Genomic DNA, 14,882 nt, shown 5'->3' on the forward strand with positions numbered 1-14,882 from the left:
CATCAACCGGCTCAAACGCCATCGCGGCCTGGCCACCCGATACGACAAGCTGGCCGTCCGCTACGAAGCCACCATCCACGTCACCGCCATCAACGAGTGGCTACACGCACTTCGAGACAGGACCTAGAGCCAAGCCGAACGGACACACGCACAGGAGGATTTCACACGGCGGACTTCGCGACAACACACCAGATGAGCCACGCGGAGATCGCCACGCTGGTCCCAGCCCTCGGGGAAATCGTCACCGCACTCCTGCTGCCGACTCCGCCGACAAGGCCGAGGTCTACCTGCAGCTCGAGCGTCGACTCACTTTCAGCAGAAACACAAACGGTGCGCGCTGTCGTGGATCTCAGCGCACACCGTTGGATAAGTGTTTGGTGTCCGAGGGGGGACTTGAACCCCCACGCCCTATACGGGCACTAGCACCTCAAGCTAGCGCGTCTGCCATTCCGCCACCCGGACTTACTCGTTCAGCCTACCGTGTCGACCAGGATGATCTCGCACCCCTATGGCCGCCCCGGCGGGCCGCACGGGGAGTTACTGTACACGGCCGCCGTGGATCATGCACATCGTGTTCCCCCGCTCCATTGGGCGCGCCGTCTGCCCAGGTCACGGCGGCAAGCTCGGGCACGCGGTCAGGTCCGGGTAGCGTGCGGAGGCTTTCTACAGGCAGCATGACTATGTGTCCCATCCCTCCCCTCTGGCCGCCGTTCAGCACCGGGCGCTCGCTCTGCGCGCCGCGGGCGACTTGTCCGCCGCCCGTCAGGTGCTGACCGAGGCCGTCGATTCGGCGCGCCCGCCGTACGGGAAAGACCACCCGGACGTGCTCAACACCGCACATCTGCTGGCCCGGCTGCATCGGGAGGCCGACGACCCGCTCGCCGCACGGCGGGTGCTGGAGGAGGCGTACACCGCCGGTGAGCGCCGCTGGCCGCCGACGGACCCGATGATGTTGGCCCTCGTCTACGACCTGGCCGGGGTCTCGGAGGAGCTCGGCAATCGGCACGAGGCCCGTCGCAATTACACCCGGATCGCCGACGCCGGGCCGGCGGTGCTCGGTGCGGATCATCCGGCGGTACGCGCCGCGCGTCAGTACCTCGCGCAGCACGGCGGCACTGCCCCGCCTGTCGCTCATCCGGCCGCCGCGCCGCCCGACCCGGCCCGGGCCGGCGCGATGGCGGCTCTGTCCGAACCGACGCTGGCGTTTCGCGCCCTGCCGCCGGTCCAGCGGACCGCCTCGCCGGCGGCCGGCAGCCAGTCGCCGGCCGCCGTTCCGCCGCCGCCGGGTCCGTTCCCGTCGGCTCCGCAGCCGGCCCCTGCCGCTCCGGTGCCACCGCCTCCGTCGCCGTGGGCGCAGCGCGGCGCCACGGTTCCGTCGCCTCCGGTCCCGCCGCGGACCGGTGGGCCGGTGCCGCCTCCGCCCGCGGTTCCCCCGGTTTCACCGGCCGCGCCGGGCGCTGCGGCGGCGTCCCCCTCGTCGCCTTGGGCGCCGCAGCCCGGTGCCCCTGTTCCGCCGCCGTCCCCCCGGCGGCCCGGCTCGGCGGAGCCGCCGGCTCCGCCGAGTGGGGCGTGGGCGCCGACCGCAGAGCCCACGCCGGCGCAGGTCCCGCCGCCGCCTGCCGTGCCCGCACCGCAGGTCCCGCCGCCACCTCCGCCCGCGCCCGCGATCCCGCCGCCACCGGTGATCCCTTCCCCGCCGCCGGGGTACGCCGGGCCGCCTCGGCAGCCCGTGCCGCCGGTCCCTCCGCCGCCGGCACCGCGCACCGTGCCGGCACCGCCCACCGTGGCGGCGGTGCCGCCGTCCCAGGTGTCTCCGGCGGCACCGCCGCACCTGGCGGGGTCTCCGGTGCCGCCGCCCCCGATGCCGGCGCCTCCGGCGGTGCCCCCCGCCCCGCCGGCGCAGCCGGTGACGTCTGCCCGGCCGGCCGCCGGCACGGAGCCCGTGCCGACCCGTGCTGAGCCCGAGCAATCGGCACCCGGGGAGGCCGCGATCGGCCCGGACTCGTCGCCGGCGGCCGGCTCACCGGGCTGGGACAAGCCGACGATCCGGGTCCAGCAGATCGAGCCGCTGCTCGCCGCCGAGCCCAGCCGGGACCGAGCGGACCGGCAAGGCGGGGTCCAGGAGCCGGCGCCGTCCCGGGCGAACGAGGCCGGGGCGCCGGTACAGCAGCCGGTTCCGCCGCCCCCGGCCGCCGGAGCGGTCGGTCACACCGCGCCCGTGTCGGCGCCGCCCACCCACGTACCGCCCGTGAGCGCGCCGCCGCAGCAGCCCAATCCGGTGTCGGCACCGCCGCACCAGCCCGGCCCGTTGTCGGCACCGCCCACCAACACGCAGCCCGTCAGCGCACCACCGCACCAGCCCCAACCAGGACCGGCACCGCAACCCGTCAGCGCTCCACCGCACCAGCCGGTGTCGGCGCCGCCCGTGAGCTCACCACCCCATCAACCCGGCCCGGTGTCAGCGCCGCCCGTGAGCGCACCACCCCAGCAAGCCGGGCCAGGAGCGGCACCGCAGCCCGTCAGCGCGCCACCGGGCCAGGCCGGGCCTGTGTCGGCCTCCGCCACCGGCCAGGTGCTCTCGCGGGGCCAGTCGCAGCCGATCCCGGTGCCGCCGCTCCCGCCGCCGCCGTTCGGCGGATCACCGGTGCCCCCGCCGCCGACCACCGCTCCTGCGCGATCCACGCCCACGGCCGGCGAGCCGGGGGTGAGCATCCCACCGGCGCCGGCGTGGGGGCCGAACGCGCTTCCGTGGGGGGTCACCGCCGAGTTGCAGGTGCTGCCGGCGGGCGCGCCCGCGTCCACTCCGATATCCGAGTCGACGCCGCGGACCGAACCGGCGCCGCACCCGTCGACAGAGCCGGTGAACTTCGCGGCGGCGCAGGCCCCGACCGGAGCGCTGCCCCTGGCCACGCCGCAAACGACCGGGGCGGACGCGCCGACCGCCGGTTGGAACACCCAGGCTGCCGATCCGGGCGGGCCGCAGCGACCGCCGTCCGGGTCGACCGGCCCGGCGCCGGGCGAGCCGGGGCGGCGCGGCCGTAGCCGGGCGGCGACGACCGTGGCGGTGACCGCCGCCGTGGTCGTGGCCGCGGCAGCGGCGGCGACCGGGGTGGGTGCTCTGGTGGTGGGCGGCGAGAACGGGGCGGCGGCGACCACGCCGTCGGCCTCGGCCGTGACCGGGCCGCCCCCCGGCGACGTGCGGTTGCACGACGACTTGAGCACGATCACGTTGAACTGGACGGACCCGTCCGGCGGAAAGGTGCCGTTCATGGTGGTCGGCGGTCGGGCCGGGCAGCCGATGCGGGCGATGGCCACGGTGGACCCGGGCCAGAACAGCTACACGGTGAACGGGTTGAACCCGGGGTTCGACTACTGCTTCACCGTGCTCGCGGCCTGGTCGTCTGGGACCTTCGCCACCTCCGCGCAGGTGTGCACGGCGCGTGGAGGTGGCACCCCCACGACCTGACGTGAGGATCTTCCGCACACGCTCGGTGTCCACAGGGGGACGCTGCGGGTTCCCCCGACTGTGACCTGGCCCATATGATGGCAGCGGCTCAGGCCGGGGGTTGCCGACAGCGGCCGTCACCTGGCACGACGACGCGGAAGGCAGCCGGTAGTGGCCACCATCGACGACGCGGTGAAGACCGGGTCCGGCACCCCTCGGCGCCGGCGCCGGCCGCGCGGCGGCCTGGTCACCATCGCGACGGTGGTCGCGTTGCTCGCCGCGATGGGGCTCACCGTCCACGGGCTCGGCGCGGCCGACAACGCGGTCAGCAACTACGACGCCAGTTCCTGGTTGTGGAGTGCGGGGCGCAGCGAGTTGGCCCGGGTCAACGGGGTCACCGCCCGCGTCGACACGCGTACCGAGGTGCCGGGCACCCGGCGGCATCCGATGGAGGTCACCCAGACCGACCGGCTGCTCATCCTGCGCGACCTGAGCACCGGGCAGGTCAGCTCGCTGGACCTGGCCACGCTCCAGATCACGGCGACCACGCGGACCACCCCCGGGTTGGGGGTCAACGTCGCCCTGCACGAGGACGCGGCCTTCGTGGTCGACGCCGTGCAGGGGGTCGTGCGGCAGTTGGATCCACGTTCGCTCGCGCCGGTCGGCGAGCCGGTCCGGTATCCCCCGGGCATCACCGGCGGCGCGTTCGACGGTGCGGGTCGGCTCTGGATCGCGGTGCCGAGCGAGGGCACCGTCTCCGCGATCACCGCCGCCGACCTGCCGGACACTCCGGCCTCGGCCCCCGCCGCCGGGGGCGGGGGCGGGCTGAGCCCGGAGCGGGTCGAGACGTACGACGTGGCCGACCCGGCGCACGAGCTGGTGGTCTCCACCCTGGACGACGGTGTGGCGGTGCTCGACCGCACCGCCGGCGCGCTGGTCACGGTGCACGGCGGCAAGGTCCGGCCGACGACGCTCACGACGACCGCGCCGGGTGCGCTTCCGGCGCGCACCAGTGGGTCGATGGTGCCGGTCACGGTGCCCGGGCAGCGGCGGGTGCACGTGGTGGCCGAGGGCGGCGGCGAGGTGGGCGCGTTCACGGTGCCGGGCAGCGGCGACCGGCTCCGCCCGGCAGTCGCCTGGGCGGACCGCTTCTACTGCGCCGACGAGGCGACCGGGCTGATCTACACGTTCGACGCGCAGGGCAGGCTGGTCGACACCATCCGTGGCCGGAGCGCGGGGCCGTTGGAGCTGGAGGTGCGGGAGAACTACCTCTTCATCAACGCGCCCGACTCGGCGACCGCGCGGGTGGTGGACGACAAGCATCAGGTCCGCGAGGTCGACAAGTACGCCAACGACGTGCTCGGCGGTGACCCGCCGCCGGCTCCCCCGCCGCCGCCCCCGCCGAAGAAGCCGAAGGTCGGCAAGCCGGGAGCGCCGCGCAGCGTGACCGCCACCGCCGGGAACGCGCAGTCCCGGGTGAGCTGGCGGCCGGCGCCCGCCAACGGCGCCGAGATCATCCGGTACGTGGTGGAGGGCGCCGGGCAGCGGCGTGAGGTGGGCGCCAACCAGCGGGCCGTGGAGGTCAAGGGCCTGACGAACGGTGAGACGTACCGGTTCTCGGTGCACGCGGTCAACGCCAAGGGCGCGGGCCCGCCGCGGAGCAGCAACCGGGTCACGCCGACGGCGGCCGTGCCCGATCCGCCGGCCCGGGTCACCGCGCAGGCGCGGGCGGACGGCACCGTCGTCGTCCGGTGGCCGGCCGCGAACGGGCAGGGCAACCGGATCGCCCGGTACGCGGTGACCGCCTCGTCGGCGGGCGCGAACGCCCCGGCCGGGGAGTCCACGAAGACCGAACTCGTGGTGCCCGCCGGTGAGCTGGAGTTCGGCCGGCAGTACGCGTTCACCGTCTCCTCGGTCAACAACCGGGGTGTCGCCTCGGCGGCCTCCCCGGTGAGCAACACGGTGGTGCCGTACGCGGCGCCGGGACGCCCGACCGACCTGCGGGCCGCCACGGTGCCGGACCGGCCGGGCACGGTGTCGCTGCAGTGGGCGCCGGCGGAGCCGAACGGCCGGCCGGTGGCGAAGTACCTGGTGGACGTGGGTGGGCGCAGCATCGAGGTGACCGACACCCGGGCCACGGTGGACGGGCTGGGCAACGGGCGCGACGTCACCGTGCGGGTGAAGGCGGTCAACGAGGCCGGGCCCGGTCCGGAGAGCACCGCGACCGCCCGTACGGTCGCCGAGCCGCGGGTCACGGTGACCGGTTCGTCGGCGACCACCACCTCGGCCACGGTGAGCTTCACCGTGGACGCCGGTGGCGGGAAGGCGACCTGCACGTTGAGCACGCCCGGGAAGCCGGCGAAGTCCGGCGGCTGCTCCGCCCTCACCGTGAGTGGTCTGAGCCCGGGGACGAGCTACACGTTCACGGTGACCGCGAGCAACGCCGCCGGCCGAGGCACGACCACCCGCGCCCAGGCCACCGACGCCCTGTACGGCATCGCCACCTGCAAGAACGGGGACTCCGGCGAGGAGGCCACGTACTGCGACCGGGACGTGGACGGCCGCAACGGCAACGAGATCTTCGCGGTGACCCGGCAGGACAACGACCGGCAGGTCGGGTGGGCGAAGCCCGGGACCCGGCTGAAGGCGTACTGCAAGAAGCGGGGCGAGGAGGTGTACGCCTACATCTACAACCGGGACAAGCGCAGCACCTGGTGGGTGCAGGTCGCGTACGAGGGGAAGAACTACATTCCCTGGGCCTGGCTGAACCTGGAGGGTGGCGACAACATCAACGTCCTGCCCACCTGCTGACCCGCCCAGGCAAGGAGCGCCACGCACGTGAACACCCCCGAACCGCTCGGCCAGGCGGAGGTACAGCGCTTCGCCGCCCTCGCCGCCCGCCTGGCGGAGAACGTCAACGCGGTCGTGTTGGGCAAGCCGCAGGTGGTCCGGCTGGCGCTCACCGCCCTCTTCGCCCAGGGGCACGTGCTCCTCGAGGACGTGCCCGGCGTCGGTAAGACCACGCTCGCGCGGGCGGTCGCCGCGACGGTGCAGGGTCAGTGGCGGCGCATCCAGTTCACCCCGGACCTGCTCCCGTCGGACGTCTCCGGGGTGACCATCTTCAACCAGGCCACCCGGGACTTCGAGTTCCATCCGGGCCCGGTCTTCGCCAACATCGTCATCGCCGACGAGATCAACCGTGCGTCGCCGAAGACCCAGTCGGCGCTGCTGGAGGTGATGGAGGAGCGCACGGTCACCGTGGACGGTGTCCGGCATCCGGTGCCGCAGCCGTTCCTGGTGGTGGCCACGCAGAACCCGGTGGAGATGGACGGCACCTACCGGCTTCCGGAGGCCCAGCTCGACCGGTTCCTGGTGAAGCTCTCCGTCGGCTATCCGGACGAGGCGGTCGAGGTGGAGGTGCTGCGCGGCGCGACAGTGCGCTCCCCGGAGGCGCTCGCCGCGATCACCGACACGGAGACCGTCGGGGAGATGGTCCGGATGGCCCTTCGGGTGCACATCGCCGAGCCGCTCTACGGGTACGCGGTGCGCCTCGCCGCGGCCACCCGAACGCACCCGCAGGTACGGGTGGGCGTCAGTCCCCGGGGCGTCATCGCGTTGACCCGCGCGGCGTGCGCGTACGCGCTCATCGACGGCCGGGGCTGGATCATGCCGGAGGACCTGAAGACGCTGGTGGAGCCGGTCTTCGCGCACCGGCTGCTGCTGACCCCGGAGGCGCAGGTGCGGGGGGTGACCGCCGCCGAGGTGCTGCGTCAGGCGGTCGCCTCGGTGCCGGTGCCGCTCCCCTCGGGTCAGCCGGCCCCGGTGCAGAGGTGACCGGTCGTACCGGCCTCGTACTGTCTGCCCGGGGTGTCGGGCTGCTCGTCGCTGCCCTCGTGCTGCTCGGCGCCGGCGTCCGGTTCGCGTACCCCGAGTTGACGCTGCTCGGCGCGGCGGCCGGCGTCGCCGTCGGCTACGCCGTCGCGGTCGCGGCGCGGCGGCCCCGGCTGACCGTCACCCGCGTCGCCTCCCCGGACCGGGTGGGGCGCGGCGAGCCGGCCAGCATGGAGCTGACCGTAGGCAACTCGGGGCGTCTGCGGGCGGTGAACCTCCTCGCCGAGGACCGCTGCGGCGGCCGGCCGGTGCCGGTCCCGCTGCTGCGGCTGCGGCCGGGCCGGGACACCACCGTCCGGTACGACGTGCCGACGGTGCGCCGGGGCGTGGTCCGGGTGGGGCCGCTGCGGGTGGTCCGCCGGGACCCGCTGGGGCTGGTCGCGTCGGCCCGCCCCTACGGCGGCACCGTGCCGGTCTGGGTGCATCCGCGGATCCACCCGCTGGACGCGGTGCCGACCGGCGCGGGGCGCAGCCTCGACGGCCGCGTCGACGCGGTGCCGCACGGGTCGATCACGTTCGACTCGTTACGCGAGTACGTGATCGGCGACGAGCTGCGCCGGGTGCACTGGCGTACCAGCGCCCGGGTGGGGCAGCTGATGGTGCGGGAGAACGTGGACACGAGCCTGCCGCGCTTCGTGGTGCTGCTGGACAACCGGGCCGCCGCCCACCCGGACCGCGGTGGCGGGTCGGCCGCGTCGTTCGAGGCGTGCTGCGAGGCGGCGGCGTCGATCGTCACCGCCGCGCACCGCGCGGACCTGCCGGTGCTCCTGCTGTTCGTGGCACCGGAGCGGGCGGCGAGCCCGGCTCCGGCGGCGAGCGGCGACGCGCCGGCCCGCGGCGGGGCCCGCGGATGGGTGGGCCGGCGGATCAGGTCGCGTCGGGCGGGGGACGGCGACGCCGGCTCCGGCGGTGACTCCCCCGCCGCTCCGCTGGACCGGCTGGCCGCCGCCGAGCTCGTCGCCGAGGACGACGCGCTGCGGGCCACCGCGACCCGGCTGCGCGCCGACCGGCTCGGCGACACGCTCGTCTTCCTCACCGGGCCGGGCGGCCGCGGCGACCTCGGGCACGTCGGGGCGCTGCGCGGCGCGTACCCGTCGGTGGTGGTCGGAGTGCTCGGCGCGGCCGAGCCGACGCCGCCGGGCGCGGCCGCGCTGGTGGTGATCGACGCGGCCGACGGGGCGGGCTTCGCCGCCGAGTGGGACGGGATCAGCCGATGGTGACCGTCCACGACGCCCCGGCGGCGGCCGACGTGGAGCGGGCCGCCGCCGGAAGCGGCCCGGCCGGCGGACCAGGCCGGCGGCGTTGGATCGTGGCAGCGCTGCGGGCGGCACCCGTGCCGCTCGCGCTCATCGTCATGACCGCGTTGTCGGGGGTGGTGCTTGGCCGGGTGTACGCAGGCCCGCTGCTGCCCCAGCTCGTCGCCGTCGCCGCAGCCGGTTCGGTGCTGGTCGGGGTGGCCGCCCGACGGCTGCCGTCCTGGCTGGTCGCACCGCTGTCGGTGCTGGCCATGGCGGCCTTCACCGGCTGGTCGATGCGGCTGGCCGCGGCCCGCGCCGACCTGCCGGGCGGCCTGGCCGACGTGACCGTGGACGCCGCCCGCAACGGCATCCCCCGCCTGCTGACCGCGATGATCCCCGTCGAACCCACGCCGGACACGCTGCTCGTCCCGCTGGTGGCAACCTGGCTCGCCGGGCTCGCCGCCGCCGAGGTGGCGCTGCGGGGCGGCCGGGTGCTCGCCGGCTACCTGCCCGCCGTGCTCCTGTACGCGGGCGCGCTCTACCTGGTCGGGCCGAACGCCGCGCCCGCGCTGTGGCCCACCATCGTCTTCGTGACGGTCGCGGCCCTCGGCCTGGTCACCTCCGCCCGGCCGGGCCCGGACGCCGTCGACCCGGTCGCCGGGCCGGCGCCGACGCTGCGGGCCGTCGTACGGCTGCGCCTCGCGGCGGGCACGGTGCTCGGGCTGGTCGTGGTGATCGGCCTGGTCGCGGCGCTCGGCCCGACGGTGGTCGCGCAGGTCGACGGCCGGCCGGTGGACCCCCGCCGGTACGTCGAACCGCCGAGGGTGGAGACGCTGGACGAGAACCCGCTGGTCCGGATCTCCGGCTGGGCGCTGCACCCGGAACAGGAGCTGCTGCGGGTACGCACCGACGGGCCGGTCTCGGACGCGACGGCGTCGCCCGGTTCGTCGGTGGGGCCGGCCGACCGGTCGCGCGGCGACCGGGCCCGGATCCGGCTGGCGGTGCTCAGCGACTACGACGGGGTGACCTGGCGGGTCGGCGCGACGTACCGCAACGCGGGGCGGATCCTGCCGGCGGTCACCCCGACGTCCGGCAGCACCATCGAGACCGTCCGGCAGGAGATCACCATCAGCGAGTTGAGCGGACGGCTGCTGCCGGCGGTCGCCACTCCCCGCGAGGTCAGCGGCTCGCGGGTGGCGTACGACCCGCTGACTGGCACGCTGATCCGGCCCGAGGGGCTGGCCCCCGGACTGCGGTACACGGTCACGTCGGACCGGGAACGCCCCGACGAGAATCTGCTCTCCATCGCGGACGTACCGGCCGGTGACCCGGTGGGCCGGGTGCTGCGGGTACCCGACGGGGTGCCCGAGCCGCTGCGTCGCCTCGCCGCCCAGCTCGTCGAGGAGAACGGCGCCCCGTACGCCCGGGCCACGGCCGTCGAGGAGTTCCTCGCCGAGCACTACCGGCTGGTCGCGGACGCGCCGAGCGGGCACGCGTACCCGAACCTGGCGTTCTTCCTCTTCGGCCCCCGTAACGGCGGCGGGCAGCGCGGCACGTCGGAGCAGTTCGCCGCCGCGTTCGCGGTGCTCGGCCGGCTCACCGGCCTGCCGACCCGGGTGGTGGTCGGCTTCGAGTCGACCGGGGACGGGCCGGTGCGGGCCGGCGACGCCTACGCCTGGCCGGAGGTGCTCTTCGACGGGGTCGGCTGGGTGCCGTTCAATCCGCTGCCCCGCCCCGACGACGAGCCCCGACCGGTGGAGGAGGACTTCCGCCCGACGCCGGAGGACCCGCCGCCGTCCGAGGCGCCCCAGCCGTCCGCGGAGCCCACCGGGTCACCGGAGCCCGCGGCGGCACCGGGCGGGCCCGCGCAGAGCCGGGGCGTACCGACAGCGGTGCTGGTGGGGGGCGGGACCGGCGGCCTTCTCCTGCTCGTCGGGGCGGCGCTGCTGGTCCTGCTGGCGATGCGCCGGGCCCTCACCCGCGGCCGGCTGCGACGGGGTGACCCCGGTGAGCGCATCGCCGGCGCCTGGCGGGAGGTCACGGACGCGCTGCGGCTGGCCGGCCGGCCGGTCGGCGCCGACCTGGCCGCCACCGAGGTCGCCCGGCTGGCCCGCAGCGCCGTGCCCGGGCCGACGCCCGCCGTGCCGGACCGGCCCGGGGTGGCCGCCGACGTCGGCGAGTTGGCCGACCTGCTCAACCAGGTCGGCTTCGCCCCCGGCTCGGCCACCGGTGAGCAGGCCGACCGCGCCACCGGGATCGCCCGGGCCTACGTGGACGGTCTGCGCGCCAGCCGTCCCCGCTGGCGGCGGCTGCTCTGGCCCATCCACCCCGGCCCGCTGCGCTGGCGCTGACCGGATCGAGGTGCGGGTCGGCTGTTCGTCGACCCGTCGACGATGCGACCGAAAGGCCATTGCCTGCTTCTCCGGGCTGCGGCAGCCTTCAGGGGTGATCGAGACGCTTGTGCTGACCGAGGGTGACTGGAAGATCTGGCGGGAGCTGCGGCTCGCCGCGCTGACGGAGGCCCCGTACGCCTTCGGTTCGCAGCTGGCCGACTGGCAGGGCGACGGCGACCGGGAGGACCGCTGGCGTGGTCGGCTCGCCATCGCCGGCGCGTTCAACGTGGTGGCGATGCTCGACGGGCAGCCGGTCGGGATGGCCAGCGGGGTGCCGACCGATCGGGACGGCGTCGTCGAGCTGATCTCGATGTACGTGGCGCCGGTCGGACGTGGCCGAGGGCTTGGCGACCATCTCCTGCGCGCCGTGGAGCGGTGGGCTCGGCAGGTGGGCGCCGGAACGCTACGGCTGGCCGTGGTGGAGGGGAACGAGAACGCCTCTGCGCTTTACCGACGCAACGGCTTCCACAACACGGGCGAGCTCGGCGACCTGATGCCCGACGGGGTCCGCCGGGAGCACATCATGGTCAAGCCTCTGGCTGCTTAACGCGCCGGCTGCTCTCGGCCGGTTCACCGCCGGCCGTGGGCGTCCGGCGCTGCACTCGGCCGTCGCCTCGCCGAGCACTTCGCCGCCGCCGAACGCGAGCCCGGCGTCAGCCACCGACGCCTTCTTCGACCCAGCTCCGAGGAACTGGTGGCGAACCTGCTGCTCGCCGCCGCCGTTTCCGGCCGGGACATCCTCGCCGCTACAGGTGGTCGGTCAGCCCCCGCGACGACGAACCGGCGATGCTGCTGCGCGAACATGCGCTGGGGCGGACGACCGCTCGCCGCGTGATCAGTCGCTGACGTTCAACGTCGCGTACTCCTGCACGCCGAGCCCGGCCAGCACGGAACGAACCCGTTCCAGTGTGACGCCGCGATCGAGGCTTCCCTCGATCTCCAGGTCGAGATGACAACGTCCGATCCCGCTGCCCGCGCCCGTGATCTCGCCGTCGGGGCCGAACGCGGCGTCCAGCGCTTCCTCGACCTCATCCCGGTCGATGGGCAGACCGGCAAAGACGATCTCAACGAACACCGCGTTCCTCCCCTGCGACCCGGCGAACCATACCGGTCACGGCACTAGCTCGGCCAGCCATGACCAAGGGATGTGCGTGCTCCTTTGCGCACTCTTCGTCGTCGGGAAGCACGGCGTTCAACACTTGCTGGGTGATGCTTTCCCGAGTCTCAACGAGCGGAATGACACCACCCGGGACGCCGGTTGATCTAGCAGTGACAGCGAACCCACGTTGCGCGTGCAGGAGCACGCGCCGCCCGTCCTCCAGAATCGCGAGCTCACTGACCGTGAAGCTCCGGGTAGTCGCATCATGGCGGTACGCCCCTCGGAGATTGCAGCTGGCAACTAGGCCAACGATGCGGCCGGGCTCGACTGGGGAAAGATTTTCGGGAGCACGGTAGGCGCCCGGGTGCGGGCGCCAACCGGCTTCTCCGCTGCTCACTGCCTAACTCCCGAGATTCCCGTGATCGTTCCTGCTGTACCTAACTAAACCGTGTCATCTGATCACCGGTTACGGGCGTCGCCGGGACGGCGGCAGCTAACGATCAGGGGCTACACGCGCGGTTCACGGCACCCCCGTAGTACCACCCAGAAGCGTCGACAACACCGTTAGATCCACACTCCCGGCCGCGCATCGTGGAGAAGTGCTTGGAGTCATCACCGAGGTGGTCGGCCTGCCGCTTCGCACGGTGAAGGCGTCGACACGCTACAGATGGAGTACGGGTTGGTCGCCATAGGGACCGATGGCTAACACTCTGGTGAGACCCTCTCGGAGGGCAGCGCGGTCGTCGGCGCTGACGGCGAGTTGGAGTTCCAGGACTGGTGGCCAGCCAAAGATCCGCTGGGCTTCGTCGTTGACCGTGAGCATGAGGTGGTCGTGGGTCATTCGGCATTCGGCTACGCCGCCGTAGAGCGTCCGGTGGCCGGCGACCATGGCTGCAACCGCGAGAGGATTGGTGACATTCACCGGCTCTGGTGGACTGTCGACCATGCAGTACCCCTCCTCCCGCTCATCCTCGTCATCGGCGAGTTGGAACTCGAGGTACCGGCCGGTCAAGTCTGGCAACTCGGCGAGGCTGACAGCGAGGTACGCCATCCCCACCTGGTCTTCGGTGTGCTGGGTGACATCCACCCGGCGAATAGTCCATGCCATCTGGCGCTCCCTTCCACGCGCGTGACCGTACGCTATCTCGCTACAGGCCCCCCATGTCCGCGGTGCCACCTACCTCGGAAACCTCGATCAGTGAGCCTTTGCTGGCCAGAGGGGCCTTGCCCGCCAGCAGGTACCAGTGGGGATGGCGGACCCACTCGAGGTCGGTACTCGGTGAACTGCTCTCCCTCAGCCCTGTCGATGTCATTGAGCAACGACTGCGAGGCCACCGGCGGGAAGTCCTGTCAGCTCATGGTCACTGCAGGTAGGCGCAAGTGGCGAGGAAGGTCTTCATCGACTCGGCGTCAGCCACCATCCGCACCTCGTGGATAGTGGATGTCCCACCGGGGCCGTCGATGCGCAACTCGAAGGAGTCCTTTCTTTGCCCAATGAAGGTAGAAAGCAGGGAACCGATCTGCTCACAGTCGTCCCAGCTGTTGACCTGAACCGCGACACCCGAGTCGGTGGTGGCAGCCGGGGCACCCCGATCGGCGATCCACTTCTGAACGGCGAAGTTGACCTGTGGGTCATCGCCGATGAACTCGATCGTCAACTCAGTCACCGTTGTACCACCTTCGAAGCACGACCTAGCGGAAATGAAAGGACGCTGGCGTCAGGCCTGGACCAGAACGATGGTTTCGAGCGGTCGCTGTTGGCGGCGCGGCGGGACCGGCGTTATGCGGGACGAAAGCCGGATCGCGTTGCGTGTTCGCGTACTGGGCCGCCGTCCCGGTCGAGCCGTCGAGCTGTTCGCGCAGGATGTCGGCGTGTCCGGCATGCCGATTGGTCTCGGTCAGCACGTGCACCAGGATGTTGAACAGCTTGACGTTGGGGCGTGGCCACCAGGGCACGTGCCCAGGGGCGTCGACGGCGAGCGCGGTGATCGTCGCGTCCGAGTGCTTCGACACGCGGCGGTACCGGTCGATGATCTCCTCGCGGGTCTCGTGCTCCGTCGCCCACAGAAGCGCGCCGGGCTCCCGGACGTCGTTCCACCGGGGCATCGGCTCGGGGAACGGCCGGTCGAAGACGTCGCCGAAGTACCAGGATTCCGAGATCGACAGGTGCTTGACCAGGCCGAGCAGGTTGGTTCCGGTCATGGTCAGCGGGCGGCGGATGTCGTACTCGGGCAACCCGTCGAGCTTCCACAGCATCGTTTCGCGGATCTCGCGCAAGTCGTTGTGCAGGTACTCCTTTGCGAATTCATCGATCATGACGATCGAGCCTGCCACGCGCACCCGGCCGGCTCAAGCCTCACATGTGTTGGCCGTGCTGCTCGACCAGGGCGGTCAGTAGCCGCGCGAGCTGCTCCCGTTCCGCCGCGGTCAGCGGCGCCAGGACCTCGTCCTCCACGTCGGCGAGCAGCTTGTCGAGTTTGTGCAGCTGCCGACGTCCCTGCGGGGTGAGCGTGATCAGGTTGCGGCGGCGGTCGGCGGGGTCGGGTGCGCGCTCCACCTGGTCGCGAGCGGCCAGCTCGTTGATGACGGCGACCAAGTCGCTGCGGTAGATGCGGGTCCGGTCGCTGAGTTCGGCCTGGCTGACCGCGCCGAACTCGTCGAGCGTGGCGAGCACGGCGTAGTGCCACTTCCGGGCGTCCGCCCGCGCCAGCTCCTCGTTCACCCGGCGATCGGCCTGCATGGCGGCCTGGGACAGCAGCCGGGTCCGGAGGTCCCGTAGCCGCTGCGCGCCCGTCGTGCTGTCGTCCACGGCACGA

Annotated in this window: 11 protein-coding genes, 1 tRNA gene and 2 pseudogenes; 8 read left to right on the top strand and 6 right to left on the bottom strand. The window is 73.3% G+C overall.

The annotated features are described in order from the left end of the window. Positions 1–127, top strand: a pseudogene (locus D7044_RS31115) (IS5 family transposase); the annotation flags it as partial. 248 nt (positions 128–375) lie between these two features. Here D7044_RS31115 and D7044_RS31120 read toward each other — a convergent pair. After that, a tRNA-Leu gene (locus tag D7044_RS31120) sits at positions 376–462 on the bottom strand. A gap of 220 nt (positions 463–682) precedes the next feature. Between D7044_RS31120 and D7044_RS33600 the strand changes: the two are divergent. The 7 genes and pseudogenes from D7044_RS33600 to D7044_RS31150 form a co-directional block, all read left to right on the top strand. Further along, positions 683–904 (top strand): annotated as a pseudogene (locus D7044_RS33600) (tetratricopeptide repeat protein); the annotation flags it as partial. Between the two features lie 1,800 nt (positions 905–2,704). After that, positions 2,705–3,466 (top strand): fibronectin type III domain-containing protein, encoded by a 762-nt coding sequence (locus tag D7044_RS32755; RefSeq protein WP_199716851.1) that lies wholly within the window; start codon positions 2,705–2,707, stop codon positions 3,464–3,466. Positions 3,467–3,616: 150 nt separating this feature from the next. Continuing rightward, entirely contained in the window at positions 3,617–6,256 is a 2,640-nt protein-coding gene (locus D7044_RS31130; protein WP_120691021.1) for a fibronectin type III domain-containing protein, read from the top strand. A 27-nt stretch (positions 6,257–6,283) separates the two neighbouring features. Beyond that, positions 6,284–7,279: an AAA family ATPase gene (locus D7044_RS31135; RefSeq protein ID WP_120691022.1), complete on the top strand. Its 996-nt coding sequence runs from the start codon at positions 6,284–6,286 to the stop codon at positions 7,277–7,279. Next, entirely contained in the window at positions 7,276–8,556 is a 1,281-nt protein-coding gene (locus D7044_RS31140; RefSeq protein ID WP_120691023.1) for a DUF58 domain-containing protein, read from the top strand. Before D7044_RS31135 ends, D7044_RS31140 begins: the two co-directional genes overlap by 4 nt. Then, a complete protein-coding gene (locus D7044_RS31145; protein WP_411711013.1) occupies positions 8,532–10,925 on the top strand; it encodes a DUF3488 and transglutaminase-like domain-containing protein in 2,394 nt (797 codons plus the stop codon). Before D7044_RS31140 ends, D7044_RS31145 begins: the two co-directional genes overlap by 25 nt. A gap of 94 nt (positions 10,926–11,019) precedes the next feature. Beyond that, positions 11,020–11,514 (top strand): GNAT family N-acetyltransferase, encoded by a 495-nt coding sequence (locus D7044_RS31150; RefSeq protein ID WP_120691024.1) that lies wholly within the window; start codon positions 11,020–11,022, stop codon positions 11,512–11,514. Between the two features lie 288 nt (positions 11,515–11,802). Here D7044_RS31150 and D7044_RS31160 read toward each other — a convergent pair whose 3' ends face one another. From D7044_RS31160 to D7044_RS31180, 5 genes are all read right to left on the bottom strand, one after another. Beyond that, entirely contained in the window at positions 11,803–12,042 is a 240-nt protein-coding gene (locus tag D7044_RS31160; protein WP_120691025.1) for a hypothetical protein, read from the bottom strand. A 685-nt stretch (positions 12,043–12,727) separates the two neighbouring features. Further along, positions 12,728–13,153 carry a hypothetical protein gene (locus tag D7044_RS31165; protein ID WP_120691026.1) on the bottom strand — a complete coding sequence of 142 codons (426 nt, stop codon included), beginning with the start codon at positions 13,151–13,153 and terminating at the stop codon, positions 12,728–12,730. 274 nt (positions 13,154–13,427) lie between these two features. Beyond that, positions 13,428–13,733, bottom strand: coding sequence for a hypothetical protein (locus D7044_RS31170; protein WP_120691027.1), 306 nt, complete (start codon positions 13,731–13,733; stop codon positions 13,428–13,430). 25 nt (positions 13,734–13,758) lie between these two features. Then, complete coding sequence (locus D7044_RS31175) at positions 13,759–14,382, bottom strand: DinB family protein (protein ID WP_120691028.1); 624 nt, start codon at positions 14,380–14,382, stop codon at positions 13,759–13,761. 40 nt (positions 14,383–14,422) lie between these two features. Beyond that, positions 14,423–14,875: a MarR family winged helix-turn-helix transcriptional regulator gene (locus tag D7044_RS31180; RefSeq protein WP_233565190.1), complete on the bottom strand. Its 453-nt coding sequence runs from the start codon at positions 14,873–14,875 to the stop codon at positions 14,423–14,425. Between the last annotated feature and the right edge of the window lie 7 nt (positions 14,876–14,882).

It is taken from the genome of Micromonospora musae (assembly GCF_003626635.1).
Classification (GTDB): Bacteria; Actinomycetota; Actinomycetes; order Mycobacteriales; family Micromonosporaceae; genus Micromonospora; species Micromonospora musae.

Bases quoted from the DNA above. Each gene is read 5' to 3' on its own strand.
- D7044_RS31175 (WP_120691028.1), bottom strand. From the start codon at position 14,382: ATGATCGATGAATTCGCAAAGGAGTACCTGCACAACGACTTGCGCGAG.